The organism is uncultured Parasphingorhabdus sp. (assembly GCF_963677535.2).
Classification (GTDB): domain Bacteria; phylum Pseudomonadota; class Alphaproteobacteria; order Sphingomonadales; family Sphingomonadaceae; genus Parasphingorhabdus.
Window position 1 is genome coordinate 948483 of the sequence record NZ_CAXXUT010000003.1, and the last position, 17223, is coordinate 965705.

General features: G+C 55.2%; 14 protein-coding genes and 1 pseudogene. 11 read left to right on the top strand and 4 right to left on the bottom strand.

Going from position 1 to position 17223, the window contains the following annotated elements:
• The first annotated feature begins 10 nt into the window (after positions 1-10).
• Positions 11-2353: a TonB-dependent receptor domain-containing protein gene (locus ACHZCJ_RS11480; protein ID WP_321326542.1), complete on the top strand. Its 2343-nt coding sequence runs from the start codon at positions 11-13 to the stop codon at positions 2351-2353.
• Positions 2354-2378: 25 nt separating this feature from the next.
• A complete protein-coding gene (locus tag ACHZCJ_RS11485; RefSeq protein ID WP_321326543.1) occupies positions 2379-3422 on the top strand; it encodes a DUF1838 family protein in 1044 nt (347 codons plus the stop codon).
• 147 nt (positions 3423-3569) lie between these two features.
• Here ACHZCJ_RS11485 and ACHZCJ_RS11490 read toward each other — a convergent pair whose 3' ends face one another.
• Together ACHZCJ_RS11490 and trpS are read right to left on the bottom strand one after the other, a co-directional pair.
• The gene (locus ACHZCJ_RS11490) at positions 3570-4793 is read right to left on the bottom strand and encodes a serine hydrolase (protein WP_321326544.1); all 1224 of its coding nucleotides are present in this window, start codon (positions 4791-4793) and stop codon (positions 3570-3572) included.
• 334 nt (positions 4794-5127) lie between these two features.
• Positions 5128-6129 (bottom strand): tryptophan--tRNA ligase, encoded by a 1002-nt coding sequence (trpS, locus tag ACHZCJ_RS11495; RefSeq protein WP_321326546.1) that lies wholly within the window; start codon positions 6127-6129, stop codon positions 5128-5130.
• A 215-nt stretch (positions 6130-6344) separates the two neighbouring features.
• Here trpS and ACHZCJ_RS11500 point away from each other — a divergent pair, with 215 nt between their 5' ends.
• The 3 genes from ACHZCJ_RS11500 to ACHZCJ_RS11510 all read left to right on the top strand — a co-directional run bounded on the left by ACHZCJ_RS11500 (position 6345) and on the right by ACHZCJ_RS11510 (position 8832).
• The gene (locus ACHZCJ_RS11500; protein WP_321326547.1) at positions 6345-6689 is read left to right on the top strand and encodes a hypothetical protein; all 345 of its coding nucleotides are present in this window, start codon (positions 6345-6347) and stop codon (positions 6687-6689) included.
• A gap of 176 nt (positions 6690-6865) precedes the next feature.
• Positions 6866-7834 (top strand): RICIN domain-containing protein, encoded by a 969-nt coding sequence (locus ACHZCJ_RS11505; RefSeq protein WP_394700107.1) that lies wholly within the window; start codon positions 6866-6868, stop codon positions 7832-7834.
• Positions 7834-8832, top strand: a complete 999-nt coding sequence (locus ACHZCJ_RS11510; RefSeq protein WP_321326549.1) for an SH3 domain-containing protein — start codon at positions 7834-7836, stop codon at positions 8830-8832. Before ACHZCJ_RS11505 ends, ACHZCJ_RS11510 begins: the two co-directional genes overlap by 1 nt.
• A gap of 34 nt (positions 8833-8866) precedes the next feature.
• Here the strand turns inward: ACHZCJ_RS11510 and ACHZCJ_RS11515 are convergent, their stop codons facing one another.
• On the bottom strand, positions 8867-9637 hold the full coding sequence (locus ACHZCJ_RS11515; protein WP_321326551.1) for a response regulator transcription factor: 771 nt from the start codon (positions 9635-9637) through the stop codon (positions 8867-8869).
• A 68-nt stretch (positions 9638-9705) separates the two neighbouring features.
• On the opposite strand from ACHZCJ_RS11515, the gene ACHZCJ_RS11520 reads away from it, so the two are divergent.
• The 3 genes from ACHZCJ_RS11520 (at position 9706) to ACHZCJ_RS11530 (ending at position 13777) form a co-directional block, all read left to right on the top strand.
• Positions 9706-11553: a HAMP domain-containing sensor histidine kinase gene (locus ACHZCJ_RS11520; RefSeq protein WP_321326553.1), complete on the top strand. Its 1848-nt coding sequence runs from the start codon at positions 9706-9708 to the stop codon at positions 11551-11553.
• A gap of 135 nt (positions 11554-11688) precedes the next feature.
• Complete coding sequence (locus tag ACHZCJ_RS11525; protein WP_321326555.1) at positions 11689-13593, top strand: hypothetical protein; 1905 nt, start codon at positions 11689-11691, stop codon at positions 13591-13593.
• A gap of 7 nt (positions 13594-13600) precedes the next feature.
• Positions 13601-13777, top strand: a complete 177-nt coding sequence (locus tag ACHZCJ_RS11530; RefSeq protein WP_321326557.1) for a hypothetical protein — start codon at positions 13601-13603, stop codon at positions 13775-13777.
• Positions 13778-13947: 170 nt separating this feature from the next.
• On the opposite strand, the pseudogene ACHZCJ_RS11535 reads toward ACHZCJ_RS11530, so the two are convergent.
• Positions 13948-14281, bottom strand: a pseudogene (locus ACHZCJ_RS11535) (integrase core domain-containing protein); the annotation flags it as partial.
• Positions 14282-14855: 574 nt separating this feature from the next.
• On the opposite strand from ACHZCJ_RS11535, the gene ACHZCJ_RS11540 reads away from it, so the two are divergent.
• From ACHZCJ_RS11540 to ACHZCJ_RS11550, 3 genes are read left to right on the top strand one after another with little or no spacing between them, the layout of a single operon-like run.
• On the top strand, positions 14856-16160 hold the full coding sequence (locus ACHZCJ_RS11540) for a DNA methyltransferase (protein WP_159646925.1): 1305 nt from the start codon (positions 14856-14858) through the stop codon (positions 16158-16160).
• The gene (locus ACHZCJ_RS11545) at positions 16157-16672 is read left to right on the top strand and encodes a DUF5681 domain-containing protein (protein ID WP_159646927.1); all 516 of its coding nucleotides are present in this window, start codon (positions 16157-16159) and stop codon (positions 16670-16672) included. The genes ACHZCJ_RS11540 and ACHZCJ_RS11545 overlap by 4 nt, the downstream gene beginning before the upstream one ends.
• Entirely contained in the window at positions 16669-17208 is a 540-nt protein-coding gene (locus tag ACHZCJ_RS11550; protein WP_201295680.1) for a DUF5681 domain-containing protein, read from the top strand. Before ACHZCJ_RS11545 ends, ACHZCJ_RS11550 begins: the two co-directional genes overlap by 4 nt.
• Positions 17209-17223: the final 15 nt, after the last annotated feature.

Here is a 17223-nt window from a genome sequence, read left to right on the forward strand (position 1 = left end):
GGAAGACATTATGAAAAAGACCATATTGAAAGCAATGGGTACGAGCTCGATTTTCGCGCTGACCCTTTTTCCAGCCGGACCTGCTTTTGCGCAGTCTGAAGATACTGCCGCCGATGCCGCTGGATCAGGCGTGATCGTGGTGACGGCCCGCAAGATTGAAGAAAATCTGCAAGATATTCCAGGCGCGATTACCGCCTTCAACAAGGAAGAGTTGAACCGGCGCTCGATAAGCGAACTGGAAGATATCGCTATGCAGACACCGGGTCTGGTCTTTGAAGATTTCTCCAACGGCGGCTTCGGATCTCCTACCATTCGTGGTGCGACCCAGTTTTCGATCACCGGTCTTGAGCAGAATGTCTCGGTGTTCCTCGACGGTGTTTACCTGCCGCGGCAATATGCTTTCGATGTCGGATCGATGAATCTGGAGCGTATCGAAGTCGTGAAGGGGCCGCAAAGCGCGCTTTATGGTGCCAATGCTTTTGCCGGTGCGATAAACTATGTGTCGACCAACCGCAGTCTGACCGAAGTATCGGCCAGCGGTGAAGTCGAAGTCTCCGAAAATGGCGGATTTGACATTTCCGGCAAGATCAGCGTGCCGCTGGTGCATGACGTTCTGTCCATGCGTCTGGCATTGGGCCATTCCGAATTTGATGGTGATTATGCCAATAATCATCCCGACGCTGATCTGGATCTCGATCCTGGCACCACCGGAAATCTTGGTGGCTATGACAAGTCGATGGTTCAGGTCGGGGCTAGTCTGAAGCCGGTCGATGCGGTGACGATCGATTTCGACTATTATAACTTCAAGACTGATTCCGAAACGCGCGCGCAATATCGCTTGTCGCGTGGTTCGGGTGATTTCAACTGCAGCAATGGCGGGCAATTTACCAATTTCGGCCTGCAGCTTTACTGCGGCGAATTGCCAACGACTCCGGTACCTGGAGCGAGTGGCACGGAAGGTTTCGTCATTGATCCCCGGACCTTCGGGCTCGATTCCGAATCGAAGATTGTTCGCGTCAATGTGGCGGCGGAACTGACCGATCAGATCAGCTTGAACTACATGTTCGGACATTCGCACGGCGATGTGTTCTCGGCTGGCGGCAGCGACAGGGATGCTTTGGTCCCGACTGTGTTCGCGGGGCAGACCGGCAACGCGTTCACCTTCAATCCCGTGGGTGATTTTAACTATGATTCGCATGAAATTCGACTGCAATATCAGGGTGATAGCGGTATTTACGCGATGATTGGTGGCTTCATTCAGAATGGCGAAGATCTTGAACTGGGCACCGGTGGACTGGTTCCATTCCGCGACCTGACGCCATTGACGTCCGTTCCTGATGATGCGACGCCATTTTCCGCTTATACCGAGACCGAAGTCAGGGCTATTTTCGGACGTATCGCTGTCCCCCTGATGGACGAGCGCCTGACCATCGAACTGGAAGGCCGCTATACGGACGAACGTAAGGATCTCGCCGATCTCAGCGTGAACAGCCCCTATGTCTACAAGGATAATTATTTCACGCCGCGCGCCAGTATCGACTATAAAATTACCGAAGACAATCTGATCTACGCGTCGGTCGCGCGGGGCGTTAAATCGGGTGGTATCAACTCGACCAACACGGATCTGACCGACGAAGAGCGCTTTTATAGTCCCGATACCAACTGGACCTATGAAATCGGTTTGAAAAACACGTTCATGAACGGGCGGGCTACCTTGAATCTCGCCGCTTTCTATATCGACTGGAGCAATTTGCAGCTGCAGGTTTCAGCGGCCGGTGCTTCTTTCTTTAGCGCGAATATCACCCAGGCACTGGGGGGGGCGACGTCGAAAGGTATCGAAGTAGAGGGGACGTTCGAACCATTTGATGGACTCCTGCTCAATGCCGGGCTTGCCTATATTGATGCAAGCTACAATGAAGGCGTTATATCCAGCCGTATTACGCGTTCTCTGCTCTGCGGTACCGAAACAGCGCCCAGCGATGTCTGCAACTATGACGGCGATATCGGTGGCAATGATCTGCAGCGTACATCGAAGTTCCAGTGGAATGTCGGCGCGTCATACAACACCGCCATATCGGATGATATCGACTTCTTCACCCGCCTTGATGTCGCTGGGCAGTCCAAGCAATATGCCTCGGAGATCAACGTAACCGAGATTGAACCCAGAGTGCTGGTAAATGGGCGTATCGGTGTGCGGGCAGATAACTGGTCACTCTCCCTTTGGGGCAAGAACCTGTTTGACAAAGTCTATGTCGCCAATGCATTTTTCATCGCAACGCCGTTTTTCACAGATTATGTTCCAACCCTCGGAAACCGCCGTCGGCTTGGTGCAACATTGACATTCGACTTCTGAAGAAACCAAACTACCGGAGAGATTTATGGATCGCAGAAACTTCCTGGCCGCTGGTGCTGCCGGCGCAGCCGGTGCCGCTGCAATGATGTTGCCGTCTGGCGGCGCGTTGGCAAAGCATAAGAAGGACAGGAATTCCGACGGGGTCGAACGCGATCTCAAAGGCGATTATCTGGATCTTACCACACCCCGCGGCAATCGCGAGGCCCAGGCGCGCTTCCTTGCCAATATCGACATGAAATCTACCAAATACGGCTGGTTCAAAGGTATTGTGCATGGGGTGCGGCCGGGTGAGGCTATCCGTGATCTGGTTGGTTTCACAGGCTTCTCCTGTGCGCGGCTTCTGCCCAATGACGAGGGCGCGGACCCGGGCTACAAGAAAGTGTTGCGGGAAATCGGATTTTATACCGATCTCGAAACCGGCGAAATTCTGGAAGAATGGACCAATCCCTATCTGAACGAAACAGTCAGGGTTGTGCCGATCGCCAATGATCCGTTCAATCATACGATCACGGATTATCTCTACATGCCCCCCAGCTATGGCGGGCTCAACACCGACATGCCCCCCAAGATCCCGCTGATTAAAGATTGGGAAAGGCGCGACAATGATCTGATCCTCGCCGAAAGGATCAACCTGTTCTATCCGGCAGCACTGCAGCCCGATAAATGGCCGCGCGAAGCAACGGCATCGGGATTCAATCAGGTAACCGAACAATTTTTATACCAGTTTAACTGGGACGAGATGCAGAACCCCGAACTGACCGGGCTGCCGGCCAGAGGAACCTGGACACGCACCACCCCTTGGTTGCCATGGATGCTGATGGGGCCATCTGAAGGCCACTGCATGTATTCGTGTTTCTTCGGATCCGAAAACACGATTGATTATGCAGATCAGAAGGCGCTGGAATATGCAGCCAAACATTATCCCAAATTCCTCGAGGCCCCGGAAATATGGGAAGAACCTTCCCTGTCGTCGCTCGAATGGTACGCACGGGAACAAAAACCGGCACCTTTGCCAGCAGATGGTAAGATACCCTTTGCACCCTTGCCGAAACCTTCGTTCAAGCGCTGAGGGCAATGCGGCAAAGGGCGATTATCTGATGTCAGTTGATGCCGGATAGGGTGAATTTCCAGTCCGCAACCGTCGTGAAATAGATGACGGTTGCGGAGGGACATCCTGATTTGGACAAGATTGGTCCAAGGGACAGGCCGGGCATAATCATAATGCAGCTAGCAACAGATTGACTATCATGGCGTCATCATAGTTGAAATTGGCAAATCCGGTACGAACAATGGTGAGTTTACTGGATGGTATGACGTAGACACGCTGGCCGCCGAAGCCGTCAAAAAAGACCACGTCATCGGCAAGATAGCGAGCCGAATGCAACACGCTGACCTGGCTCTCCTGACTATATCTGCGCTGGCGCTGCCAGGCCTTGCCCAGCCAGATGTGCAAACCATAGGCCGCATTTTTTGCGCTGGGACTGGTCATTGCATCGACCCATTCAGGTGAAACAATCCGTTGCCCATTCGCCTTGCCACGATTGCGAAAAAGTTCGCCGATTCTGGCCCAGTCAGCTGCCCGCGCGAAGGCTCCTGCGAAATAATGGGGGGAGCCGCCTTCTCGATCAAGCCAAAGCGCTGCTTCGCCATTGCCCAGCGGGCACCAGACATCATCGTGCAGCATATCGATGAAACCGGGCATACCCTTGGCTTTTGCGGCCCGATCGATAATCGCGCCGACAATTTGACTGTTGACGTTATTATAACGGAACACGGCACCCGGTTCGTCCTGCAAGGGAGTTTTCAGTGCGACACCGTTTATGTCGGAAGCAAACATCAGTTTCATGCTTTCTCCCGCCGGATCGCCAAAGGGATATAGTCTGAGTCCGCTTTGCATTGTTAACAGCTGGCGGATGGATATTTGTCCGCGCGGATCATCCGCCCATTCCGACAGATATTTGCCGCTCGGGTCATCGAGCGAGCCGATCAATCCTTTTTCTATCGCGATGCCCGTCATGAGCCCGGTGACGGATTTCATCATGGAATAGCTATCGGTCCATGTGCTCTCGTCTGCTTCGCCCTCATAGCTTTCGTGTATCACTTTGCCGTCGCGAACGATTAGCAGGCTAACGCCTTTCTGTGCGGCGGAATAGGCTCTGGCCTGCGCGATCGCAGCCTGCAGTTTTGGCGGCAATGTCTCGTCAGAGCGTGGAAGCGCACGGACGTCGCATTCGCCCATTAGGGCGCGCGGCTGAAAGGAATCGAGGGAGAGAACATCGGGGGATTGCGGTGAAGGACGTGCGGCATCGGCGGCATATTCCTGCGCAGCTTCCGGTTCCGCCATGTCCGTAACAGGCATTTGAACTGCTGATGAAACACAGGCCTGGGCTATGGTTGCGGAAGCAAGCGACAGCACCAGTTTTGTTCTGAAAGCCTTCATATTTTCTTCCTCTGCAATTTGCTGTGATGGACACGGATATGCTGCACAGGTGCGTCGATCATAGCTTCAATTTTCCGGGAAGAATGTGGTCTTCTTCGTCGAGACTGGCAAATTGGAGGAGGCCTCTGACCGCAGGGCGATAACGGGCACCTCAATGGCATTGCGATATTCCAACACCGAAGAGTTTCAGATTAACACGAGAACGAAGCGTGGGCAAATATTCGCTCGAAGCCGGCTTTCCCTCACCCGAGCCGGATCTTCGGACACCGGCAGTTCCGGCTGTTCCCGTTGATCCGATGACGTGCCTTTCGCGGGCGGTTATGAAGACACCAAGTCACAGCTTGAACAGCCCGAGGCCCTCGATGACTTCGCGTCTGGTTGCCTCGGTCCGGTTCCGGGCCTTTTCAGTCCCCTTGCGAATCACATCGAGCAGATACGCCGGGTCTTGCGCCAGTTCGGCACGTCTTGTCCGGATCGGTTCGATCAGCGATTGCAAAATGTCTTCCAGACGCCGTTTGATCGTGCTGTCACCAAGCCCCCCTTGACGATATCGAGCCTTCAAGTCGGCCACTTCAATCCGGTCTTCGTCAAAGGCATCAAGATAGGTGAAGACGATATTGCCCTCTACCTGCCCGGGGTCTTCGATCCGCAAATGGTTCGGATCCGTAAACATCGATTTCACCGCTGCGGAAATCGCCTTGGGCTGCGCGGATAGCGGGATAGCATTGCCACCAGATTTCGACATTTTTGCTTTTCCGTCGACGCCGGGCAAACGACCGGAACGCGGGATCACAGCTTTAGCTTCAGGCAGCACTGGTTTCCCGGCGGCGCTATTAATGCGGCGCACTATTTCATTGGTTTGCTCGATTAGCGGAGCCTGATCCTCTCCCACAGGCACAACCGTTGCCTTGAAGGCTGTAATGTCGGCGGCTTGTGCGGCTGGATAACACAGAAATCCCGCCGGAATATTGCGGCCAAAACCGCGCGCACGAATTTCGTCCTTGATCGTCGGGTTTCGTTCAAGCCGCGCAACGGTGACGAAATTCAGATACAGCATCGAAAGTTCGGCCAAGGCAGGCAGATGCGACTGCAGGCAGATGGTGGTTTTCTCCGGGTCGATCCCAACAGCAAGATAGTCGAGCGCGACCTCGATTACATTATCCCGCACCTTGTTCGGGGTATCGGCATTGTCAGTCAGGGCCTGCGTGTCGGCTAGGAGCAGAAATTGCTCGTGGCTGTCCTGAAACAGCAGGCGATTGCGAAGCGATCCGGCGTAATGGCCGAGGTGCAGCGGGCCGGTCGTGCGGTCGCCAGTCAATATGATCGGTTTGGTCATGGAGTCTCCTCTTGAGATGAGGGACGCCGCGTGGGAGATTTCAGAAATGCAAGACCGCCCATACGGCGGCCCCAATGAAGTTAAACGTCAGGCCGCCTTGTCAACAGGCCAGCCACCAAAGTCTGTGAATGATCATCGTGCATTTCATCGCGGTGCCGTTAACTTGGTTCCGGATATGTGTCAACTTCGCCAGCTAGGGCGTAAAGAGCGGACAAATGTCAGTTCCCCTGATTTGCGGCAATGATTTCCATTGTCCGCTTTTCTTCCTGAGCGTCATCATATGCGTTTTTTCAATCATGGGCCCGCAAGCAGTCAGGGTTTCGACTGAACGCTCAGCCTATAATCCCAACTTGCATCTGATCGCCACGAAATCGGTCCTCCGAGACGATGGGCCATATTGGCAGCGTTATACCACCGACAAAGGGTCTCAGGTCGCAGACGTGATAAGGAAACCTTACCGCAGGCTAGGGAAAAACGGCATTGATCATGCCATGTCGGAGCAGGAATATTCGCGTGCGCCGGATCCAGTTGCAGTATTGGCAATGATTGCAACGCTGTAGTGAATGGCACTTGATGAGAATATATTCCAGACTGTCCGAACCCGGGCTGACCGTCCTGATGAACGAAAGTCTGCATTCGATCTGTCCGATCATGACATTGGGCTGTCAATTGGGGCATATACCTCATTCGCACAGCCGCTTTGATGTTCCATAATTGCGCCAAGATAAGGGAGGCTATGCCGGTGGGTACATCTAAGAAAAGTGTCGAAGGCTTTGTCGGTCTAACGAAGCTTGTCGCAGTCTTGGCATTGGCGTTCACTCTGGTCGCGCGCCCCACGCCACTGCATGCGCAGGACTCGCGAGCGCGCGCTGATTTGGCCACTTATGAACAATATGGTCAAGGCACACCACTTCCTATTGATGGTATATGGCGGCTGCGTGAACTCGGCAAACAGGTGATCATTGAGAACGGTATCGTGATCGCGATGGAGGAGTGGACGCATTTTTTCGCGTGGGTGGTTGACCCGGGCATGGTAACTTCATCGAAGCTGCATCAGACTGGCCGACAAAAATTCGTCGCATATGACGAGCTACTCAAGCGGGACATGGAATGGACGGTACGCGCTGATGGTACTATTTTCGCCAGTGGCGGAACCGGACTTCTCGCGCCCAGATTCTCGCTCGAACCGATCGAACTGTCCTATCCCGGCGTTTTCGAAGCGATGGTCAGGGGCGAGGAAGTGGTCCTGACGCCCGAAGGCTTTGGTGTCAAGCCCCGACCTGAGGCGCTGGAAATCGAACTGGATTTTACCACCCCGGTCACCAGCGGAGATGGCATGTGTCTCGATCTAGATACAAAAGATCTTGGGCAGCAGGGCGGCAAGCTGCAAGTTTGGGAATGCCTCGGCGGCAATAATCAGCGTTTCACTTATCTTGAGGATGATGGCGTGATCCTTTCTGCCAGCGGCATGTGTCTGGAGGCGGTCGGGACTGACAACGGGGCGCCGGTGCGTGCCTTTGGCTGCGATGGCAACGAAGCACAGGTCTGGACGATCAAGCCTTTGCCAGGCAAGCAGCGGCAAGCTTTCGTGAATGCCGAAACGGGACGCTGCCTAGATGCGCATCGACCAGAATCCAAGCGCAATGGCGGCCGGATCCAAATCTGGGATTGCGCCGGCGGCAACAACCAGAGCTGGAGCATGTAATGCTGCGGGCACTTCGTCTTGTCACCGCGCTTGCTGTTACGGTTGCCGCCCCTGCATGGGCTGGCTCAAAGCATCGCGCGATTGAGTTGGTCCAGTGCGACACGCCCTTGGGAACAGTTGCCGTCATCGAAGGGGATGCGCGCAGCTGGGTGGACAAGAAGCTCGGCAGCCCGAAGCAAGTCGTCAAGGCGTTGGTCAATCAATCAAGGTGCTTCACATCCTACCAGCCGAGCAGCGGAGAAGCCTCCCAATTCGTGCTGACAATCGTTGCAGGCGACAAAGTAGAGGTCGCCACAGCTACCAACCTTAACAGCGCCAGTGTCGCGAATGCAGCAGCCATGGCTCAAAACAGCGGTTATCGCAGCGGGATGGGAACGGCTGGAGATATCGCGGGGATGATCCCGCTAGCCGGAGCGGTCGTGAATGGCCTCGCCGGAGCGGTGGGAATAGGCAAGGAGAACACGGTGATCACCGGTCTCACGCTGATCGACACGGACGAGGGCGCTGCGGTCGCGTCGGGAACCGGTCTAGTCCAAAAGACCAAGCTGAAATTTCATGACGATGACGATGATGCGATGTCGCGCACGCCGGAGGGCTTTTGGATGCAAGCCGTCGAAGAGGCATCTTCGGATCTACGCTTCACAAGAAAAGAAGATGGTCGGGAAATGATCCAGGGCTTCGTCATCGCTTATAACAACATGGTTACGCAGGCTCAGGCCATGGGAGTCGGTAAACGCTCGGACAAGTCGGATCTTGCTGATGCTGGAGCTATTGCAGATCCGGCCGCTATCGAGCCCGTTGAACCGACCGGCCCGCCACCGGTTATTGTGGCGGTCCAGTCCAACCTCTATATAGAGCCCTCGCGTCAGGCGGAGACTGTCCGCACCATTCGCCCCGGTCAGCAATTGATACCGATCGGTGGCCTTGAGGGAATATTCCTACCCGTCAGCGATGTATATGGGGTTTTGGGATGGGTCAGTGTCGAAGATCTGCAATAGGCAACACTCAGGGACCACCAAAGATGCTTGTCGTCTAGCTAGCGTTAGCGTCAACGAGCCCCTCGCGCAGAGCATAGGCAATCAACTCAGCAGCAGAACGAGCATTTGCCTTACGCATCACGCTGGTACGGTGCCGGTCAACAGTCTTGATACTGATGCCCAGCGTTTTGCCGATTTCGTGATTGGTCTGCCCGCTAACGACGAGGTTCAGGATTTGCCGCTCGCGGCTGGTCAGTGGCTCAAGATCAGCGGCATCTTCCAGCAATTTGGTGAAGCGCTGACAAATGACGCGCCCACCCTCCATGATGCGCGGAATGGCAGCGCCGAGTTCGTTCAGGTCATCGCTTTTGCAAAAGACGCCATCCGCACCGACCTCAACCAACTCCGCGATTTTCCCGCTTGCCTCAACACCGGTAAAAATGATGATTTTGCACTCCCGCGCCCAGCGGCGCGCTTCGATCAAAACCTCTGTCCCGCCAGCATGCGGCATGGTTACGTCCAGCATGAGCAAATCGGGCTGGTGTTTGCGTACCGCGCCGATCGCGCGAATGCCGTCAGCCACCTCTTCAGTTATCGAAAAGCGATAGCCCTCGAGCGCACCGGCATCATTCAGCAATCGGGCCAATGCGCCGCGAATGACGCCGTGATCATCGGCGATCACAGCCTTATATTCCTTGCCAAAGGTCATGGTGTCCACCGCGCCATCATCAAAACCCCCTTCTGCAAACTGGCGAGACGTGTATATTACACATGATGGGGGTAGGAACAATAATCCGGCGTATCTGCCTTCTGGCGGCGGCGGCATTGGCGGTTCCAACGAATTCGTCGGCCCTGTCTGTGCCAGCTGGTACGGCGCCGTTCCAAGCCGCCCCTGTGCTTCTGGGACAAGGTCAGCCGGCTGAGCAGGTCGAAGGCAAGGCTTGGTACTTTGTTTCGTCGGGCATCCACTCGTTTGATATCGACGATGCGCTGGCTGCCTTCAACGCTGGAGAGTTTACAGCGGCCTTCACACCGCAGCTTACAAGCGTCAAGAAACAAAGAGATCTCTGGATTGCATTGCCGATTCGCGCAGATGAGGCGAATGCTAGGTCGATCAGGCGAAGCGTAGGACTGGGCGGCATTTTTTACACTGTGCCTGATATCTATCTTGTCAGCGGCGAAGGTGGCACTACGCAGATTCTTGGCGGACCAGCCACAGCAGATAATGAGCTTCTGCATCAAAAACTAACCTATCTTCATTCTGCAAGTTTTGAATTGCGGCCGGGCCAATCGGAGCTGTTGATCATCAATCTTGCGCTCGATGACCGCCCTTCCATCGGTCTCTTCCGCGAGGGAGAATTAGGCCGCAACCAAATCATCGGCACGCTGCTAAAAGCCGGGGTAATCATTACGTTCTTGGCCGTGGGAATATGCCTGATCGTGCTCGGTATTTTGGCTCGCCGGCCGAACACGATCATCGTGGCGATCGGATTTTCGTTGATCGCAATACAGAGCGATGTCTCGCTTTTCACAACCATTCTGGCCTCTGGCTTTGAGCAGGCGCGTATGGTGTGGCGGAGCAGTATAACGCTTATCTCGTTGACCCTGGCATTCATGATCATGGCTGCTTTCTGGAGCGCGGTTGCTGCCAAAATAAACGCGCTCGCAAAGCTGCTTTTGCTGATTGCTCCTATTGTCATTTTTGGCTCAGCGTTCTTGTTGCAGAAAGATTCTCTGCTGGTTGGCATGTTCTACGTCTTGGTGCTCGGTCTGGTCGCGGTTGTCGCTTTGCGGATTGAGACGGCAAAGGGGCTGCGACGGATCGCTGTCCTGTCGATCGCCGCATGCTCGCTGGCTATTGTGCTGGTAGAGCCGGCGCTTATGGGCACAGTCGTCCCTGAGCTGTTTTCCAACTTCATCAGAGATATGATGCGGCTCGCGGTATCGGCAACATTGCTCGTGATAGTGATCGTCGATATTCAGCGCAGCCTGCTTGAGCGTGATCGTCTCAGCCAAGAACGTATTGCCGCTCTCCAGGCTCAGTCTAAGGCCGACCAACGTTTGCTTCAAACCGAGCGTGACTATGCCCGGGCACGTGAAACGGCAGTCCGGCGCAAGCAGCAGCTTGCCTCTGCCAGTCATGATATTCGCCAACCGCTTGTCGGCCTGCGAGCCTCGATTCGCGAGGAAGCGGATAATCTTTCACGGGATCTACAAGAGCGCCTGAGCGAAGCGATCGACTATCTGGAAGAACTTACTCACGAATATAGTGATCAAGAAAACCGCAGCGCGACGCTCAGCGAGGAAGATGACGAGCTTTACTCGCTCGATCTGATTATCGAGACAGTCGACGAAATGTTCGCCGCGGAGGCTGCCGCATCAGGGGTAAGGCTCTTGACACAGACAGCTCCATGCGAAACCCGCGCTCCGGCGCTCGCACTGATCCGGTCAGTGAGTAATCTGATAGCGAATGCGCTGCGCCATGCCGATGCGAGCGAGATACACCTGGTGGTCCGGCACGATGGTAACTGTCTTATTGAGGTGCGCGACAACGGGTGCGGGATGGACGAGTCAACCTTGCAGAAGGTACAGCATCGCGGGGCGAAGGATCAGGCGTCAGACGGCGATGGGCTGGGACTGGCGATAATTCATGATCTCGCCGCGAGGTACGGATTCGGGTTTGCACTGCAATCTGCCCCGGGCAAGGGAACTGTGGCGACAATCACGCTGCCGCGCCGCTAATTCCCGGCGGTTCCGCAATATAACGAAACAATTGGGGTATTGACCTCATTCTAGACAGGCACCCCCTCTCCTAAACAGGATCCAAGACAGCCCTTCCTATTGGTGAAGAGGCATTGGGATTAGAGGGAGGCCAGCATGCGTATAAGAAAACTAGTTTCAGGATTGAGCGCTTCAAGCATCGCAATCACAATGGCGGCCACGCCGGTATCAGCTCAGGATGCCGGAACTCAGCAGACGCAGTCATCGGCGGATATCGACATTGCTCGGGATGGCGAATTGTCGAATGATGAGAAAACTTTGATTGTCGCAGGCGCGGTTGGCGTCGTCGGCAAACAGTTTATCAAGCCGACCAAACACATCAGCGAAACGGCCAAGATGGTTGGTGAAGCAGGCCGCAAAAAAGCGGCATCGAATGTCCGTCAGCTTCCGACATCTACCAATATTGCAGGGCAAAACCTGCGCCAGACGGCCACTGCAACGCGCCCCACCAGTCTGCGCGAATTACGAACCCGTGCCACGGCAGCACGGACGAACCGCATTGCCGGCAGCGCGGATGCGCTCGCAGAGATGGAGCAGCGCGGCAATGCCGCAAAACATGCCCGCACCAGGCCGGGGGTTACGAATGCTGCCAAACCACGCCCGGCAAATATGGCCAATTCCGAGTTAGGCCGGGTCATCCAGAATGGCGAGAATGCACAGGCAGCGCGCGCTGGTGCCAAGAAGCCGAGCGCGGCTAATCGCGGCGGTGCTCGCAAGGTAACCTTTCGCGATCAAGTGACCGGTAAGCCGAACCCGTCCATCAAGACCCAGCCGAAGCCAGCTGCGGTTCGCCCTGTGAATATCGCGGATTCGGACTTAGGGCGGGTTATCAAAAATGGTGAGAATGCACGGGCCGCTCGTGTTACGAGAGTTGCTGGCTCAGCGAACGAGCTGGCGGACCTCGGCCGGCGCGGCGATGCTGCGCGCAATGCACGCAATGTGGCCAAGGCAGGGCAGGGAAGTCAGCAGCTTGGCCGCCAGATCCTTGCCAATAGCGACGATCTAGGAGGCGCGCTGCGCAGGGGGGATATCGCACAGCAAGCGCGCAGGCTGGCACCAGCCAATGAAGCACAGGTCGTCCGCAACGTCGCGGCTAGCGGCGGCGATATTTCCAAACTCAACAAGGCCGGTCGCACGGCTCAGGTTGCGCGAGGCGCTGGTGGATTGAAAGCGGCCTCGACCACAGCCGATGCCGCCAAAATGGCTCGCGCCGCTAAACTTGCCAAGACAGCAAAAACCGCCGGAACAGTCGGAAAACTCGGCAAAGGCGGGCGCGCATTACTAGCTGGAACCGGCGTTGGCGCAGTGGCCGTAGTGGCGGAAATGGCGGCGGTTGAGGGCATCAAGGCAACGACTGGTGTCGAGGTTCAGGATCCATTGTCGACAGGCTTCCAATACGGAGCGGCGATCTTTGACAAGGACGTGTCTATTGCCGACGTAGCGGCTCAGCGCAGGGAGCATCACCGGGAGAACTTCAGGAACCTGACAGAGACTCTGACAACCGAAGGCAAGTTGATGGATAACATCACCAAATATGCCGACAGCAAGAACCCCGCACTGGGCAATGGCGTTCGCATGCTTGATCGCCTTGACCGGCAACGTCGGGCGCTGTTGGAAGAGCATACCGGGATCAAGACAGAGCGCCGGATGGATGTCGTGGCTCGATATGGTGATAGCCTGAAGAAACATGGCTTGGAAGGTGTTGCAACCGTTGCTGGAGAGCGCGCTAAACATCATGTCGACAATGCGAGAGCGCTTGGAGCCACGAGTCGCTCAATGGTCGGGAATGCGACCGGCGCCGACCTGCGCAGCATTCGCGAAACGCAAAATCGGTACGCAGAAGCGGCGACATCCGACAAACCGATTGCCGCTGTTGCAGAGGTTGCCAAACAGCGTGCCCAGCACCATACAAACAATGTCAAAAAGGTAGGCTCCAAGGTTGCCTGCGGAATTGGGAATATCTTCCGCTCCAAAAGCAAGGACAAGGACTGCAAGAAATAGACCCCGCTTGGCTTTGGGCACAAGGCCTGCGGTGGTTCGGATTGCTGATGGCGCCATGGCTGCGATGCTGATCATTCTCTTCAAGAAGAACTCCATCCGCTTGAACACCACGCTGCGCCGAGATTATTACTACAAGCCGCTCTCCGGCATTTGCAGGATTTGCTTTGCGGTGATGTTGGCCTGAATGGACCACGCCAACAGATGCGCGATATGTTCAGCCGAAGGGTCGATCAATTGGGCCCCGAGGAACCGAGTGCTGCCGTGCTCTGCATCAAGTGTCCGTCGTCAGATAATTTGAGACTTACGGCGGTTTAAAACAGACGAGTATTTGGTTCCATCTGTTGGTTGATATGAGGCGGCGATCTTGCGGTATTGCAGACGCCGATCTTCGTTGGCCGTTCGTTTGATCCTTTCTCGATGTTTGATGATGGCTTCCGCCCTGCCGAAATAGGCATCGGCGGGTGTGACGTTTTTCGGGCTCTCGTGATAACGCTGGTGATTATAGTGCTCGACGAACGCTCGACCTGCGCTTCGAGATCACCGGGCAGATAAAAATTTTGAGCAGGATGCGGTTTTTGAGGGTCTGGTGCCAACGCTCGATCTTGCCCCGGGTTTGCGGATGGAACGGTGCACCGCGAACGTGGAGCATCTTCTTGTCGGCCAGATAATCCGCAAGTTCGCCCGCAACCTAACGTGGCCCGCATCGCATCGATTGCCACCCGTCCTTTGAGGCGGGGTTTTTGAACGCGGAGACTTTGGCCTATTTTAAACTAGATCGACCTGTTCATAGCATATCTCCCGCCACAATCGATAACGATCCATTAGCCAACACCGCCGCAAATGCGGGGTAATGGCGCAGACGCCTGAAATCTGTCGATTCTGGATGACATTCAAAGACTGTCTGGTGCGCGACGCAGTCTGTAGCGAACGGGTCTCACCGTGATTTTCCCTGTTATCAGGGAATTAACAGGGAAAAATGGTCGTTTTGGACCCAAAACAGGCCGATTTGGGTGATTTTGATTGTATATGGTGGGAAACTTATGTGACTTTACAGTAGTATAGCAATGCAAAAAGCCGTTTTCCTGTTAATCGACGGAACAGGGAAATAATTCCCCGTAACAGGGCCCCCAATCGCCAGCAACAGAGGGTTTAATCGTTAGAACAGGAATATTGGCGATCGCTGGGTCCAGTTGAAATCTCACCAACGGTCGCTGTCGGGATTAACTCTTGATGAGAACATATGATCCTGATATGTTCTTCTTATGTACATAAACGAATCGCTCGCAGACGATTCTGCCGATCGCCGCCTTGAGGTAAACTATACCCGGATCGAAAAGCTGATCCCGGATCCGCGCAATGCGCGAACCCATTCAAAAAAGCAGGTCACTCAGATCGCAGAGTCCATCCGGGCATTCGGGTTCACCAATCCTATACTTGCTGATCCGATGGGCAATATTATTGCAGGGCATGGCCGGCTTCGGGCCGCCAGAGAACTGAACCTTGCCGAGGTTCCGGTGATCGTGCTTGCGGGCCTCAGCGAACCCCAGAAGAAGGCATTGCGCCTTGCGGATAACAAGATAGCGCTCAATGCAGGCTGGGACATGGAAATACTCAAGCTGGAGCTGACCGATCTTTCCCTGCCAGAAGTAGACATTGATCTGGGCTTGACGGGCTTCAGTCCTGGCGAGATCGACGTAGCACTCGCTGATAGTGAGGACCCGGACGATGAAGTGATCCCTGCTGTCCCTGAAAACCCGCGTGTGAATTCTGGTGACATATGGCAGCTCGGCGAGCACCGGGTCGCCTGCGGCGATGGGCGTGATGCTGGCTTCTTGCAGAATGTAGTTGGTAAAGGCGCCTTGATCGACTGCGCTTTCCTTGATCCGCCTTACAACGTGAAGATTAACGGCCACGCCAATGCCAAGGGCCGTCACCGCGAGTTTGCGATGGCATCTGGTGAAATGAAGGAAGCCGAGTTCAGGATGTTCCTTGCTGAAACGTTGGGTGCTTGCGCTAAAGTATCACGCAGCGGAGCGGTTCATTTTATATGCATGGACTGGCGTCACATGGATGATGTGACCGCTTCGGTCGATGATATATACGGCGACCTGCTCAACATTTGTGTCTGGAACAAGAGCAATGCCGGGATGGGCTCTCTCTACAGGTCGAAGCACGAGATGGTTTTTGTCTACCGCATCGGCGATGAACCGCACATCAACAATGTCGAGCTTGGCAAGCATGGCCGCAACCGGACCAATGTGTGGGATTATCCCAGCGTCAATTCCATGCGCGGATCACGCCGCGAGGATCTGGCGCTACACCCCACGGTCAAGCCGGTTGCGATGGTAGCGGACGCTTACTGCGATGTCACAAGGCAGAGCGAGCTTGTGCTGGATATTTTCCTCGGCTCGGGCACAAGTCTTGTTGCCGCCGAGCGAGTGGGGCGCGCCTTCCGGGGGCTCGATATCGATCCAGCCTATGTTGATCTTGCAATGCAGCGTTGGAGCGATCTAACGGGCAAGGAGCCGCAACTGGTGTTTCGCGATGGCGAGGATCTGGCGGCATGAGCAGTACGCGCTTTCAGCCCGGTCAGTCCGGCAATCCCAAAGGACGGCCTCGCAAGCATCGGCGGCCCAATGTGTCGGCGTTCGAGATCATTCTCGACAAAACATTGACCATTACCCAGAATGGAAAAACGCGTGAGGCGACGGTTGAAGAGGCGTTGCAGCAGCAGACGCTTAAGGATGCTCTTGCAGGAAAGCGTCTGGCAATTCGTAAACTGCTCAAGATGATCGAGACACGGGAAAAGGCCCTTGAGCAGAAGAACCCTGAACCGCGCCGGAAAATTGAACTCAAGCACCATTACTCGGCTGACAACGCGGATGAGGCTCTTCGCATTCTCGGCATTGCAGAGCCCGAGCCGGCCTTTCCAACAAGATGGAAAGTGCATGCCTGGGCGACGCAGGCAGCATTGAGCCGTCCCGGGCGCAAGAAATTTAACCGCAGGGAAGCCGACAATATCAAGTTCTTCACGTTTGACCCTGATAGCTTGAAGTGGCCGCGGAGTAGAGTTGAGTGAGCGAAGGTTACGGTAAACCCCCAACCGCAATGCGTTTCAGGAAGGGCCAGTCAGGCAATCCGAGGGGACGACCCAAGAACCGCCATAAGTCTGTTCCTTATAATTCCGTGCTTGGTCAGATGGTGACGATCCGCGAGAATGGACGAGAGCGCAGGGTAACGGCAGCTGAGGCGTTCCTTCTCCAATTGACCCAGAAAGGGCTCGCGGGTGACAGCGCGGCTGCACGGGACTCGCTCAATGCTATTGAACAAGCCCGTACGGAGCGCGGCGACGACAGGCAGCACATTGATGCTATTGTTTTATCGGTGGTCAGTTCTGGCGCTGATGCGATTTTGGAACCGCTTGGTTTGGCAAGAAAGAAATACCCCGCCGACAAAAACCGCGTGCGATGGGAATTGAACCCATGGATCGTCGAGGCTGCCCTTGAGCGCCTCGGTGACAGGCGGCTTACTATTCAGGAACAACAGAAGGTATGGAGCGGGGTGCGCACGCCCGACAAGGTCAATTGGCCCGACTGGTGGGAGGTAAAAGGGTGAATTGTGCAGTTCGCC

Coding starts and splice junctions, on each gene's coding strand:
- ACHZCJ_RS11480 (WP_321326542.1), top strand. CDS start 11: ATGAAAAAGACCATATTGAAAGCAATGGGTACGAGCTCGATTTTCGCG.
- ACHZCJ_RS11485 (WP_321326543.1), top strand. CDS start 2,379: ATGGATCGCAGAAACTTCCTGGCCGCTGGTGCTGCCGGCGCAGCCGGT.
- ACHZCJ_RS11490 (WP_321326544.1), bottom strand. CDS start 4,793: ATGAAGGCTTTCAGAACAAAACTGGTGCTGTCGCTTGCTTCCGCAACC.
- trpS (WP_321326546.1), bottom strand. CDS start 6,129: ATGACCAAACCGATCATATTGACTGGCGACCGCACGACCGGCCCGCTG.
- ACHZCJ_RS11500 (WP_321326547.1), top strand. CDS start 6,345: ATGTCAGTTCCCCTGATTTGCGGCAATGATTTCCATTGTCCGCTTTTC.
- ACHZCJ_RS11505 (WP_394700107.1), top strand. CDS start 6,866: ATGCCGGTGGGTACATCTAAGAAAAGTGTCGAAGGCTTTGTCGGTCTA.
- ACHZCJ_RS11510 (WP_321326549.1), top strand. CDS start 7,834: ATGCTGCGGGCACTTCGTCTTGTCACCGCGCTTGCTGTTACGGTTGCC.
- ACHZCJ_RS11515 (WP_321326551.1), bottom strand. CDS start 9,637: ATGCCGCCGCCGCCAGAAGGCAGATACGCCGGATTATTGTTCCTACCC.
- ACHZCJ_RS11525 (WP_321326555.1), top strand. CDS start 11,689: ATGCGTATAAGAAAACTAGTTTCAGGATTGAGCGCTTCAAGCATCGCA.
- ACHZCJ_RS11540 (WP_159646925.1), top strand. CDS start 14,856: ATGTACATAAACGAATCGCTCGCAGACGATTCTGCCGATCGCCGCCTT.
- ACHZCJ_RS11545 (WP_159646927.1), top strand. CDS start 16,157: ATGAGCAGTACGCGCTTTCAGCCCGGTCAGTCCGGCAATCCCAAAGGA.